General features: G+C 60.0%; 1 protein-coding gene. It reads left to right on the plus strand.

The features are described from left to right. Positions 1-395: peroxiredoxin (locus tag QWI17_RS01630; protein ID WP_302720745.1), on the plus strand; the 395-nt coding region annotated here is incomplete at both ends.

Here is a 395-nt window from a genome sequence, read left to right on the forward strand (position 1 = left end):
AACGTGGAAGTGATCGGCGTGTCCATCGACTCGCACTTCACTCACAACGCCTGGCGCAACACCCCGGTCAACAACGGCGGCATCGGCCAGGTGAAGTACACCCTGGCTGCCGACATGACCCACGAAATCTGCAAAGCCTACGACGTTGAGTCCGAAGGTGGCGTGGCCTTCCGTGGTGCCTTCCTGATCGACACCAACGGTGTTGTTCGTTCGCAGATCGTCAACGACCTGCCACTGGGCCGTAACATGGACGAACTGCTGCGCCTGGTCGACGCCCTGCAATTCCACGAAGAGCACGGCGAAGTCTGCCCGGCCAACTGGAAAAAAGGCGACAAAGGCATGAATGCTTCGCCAGAAGGCGTAGCCGCCTACCTGAGCGAGAACGCCGGCAAGCT

It is taken from the genome of Gilvimarinus gilvus (assembly GCF_030518155.1).
In the GTDB taxonomy this organism is placed as follows: Bacteria; Pseudomonadota; Gammaproteobacteria; order Pseudomonadales; family Cellvibrionaceae; genus Gilvimarinus; species Gilvimarinus gilvus.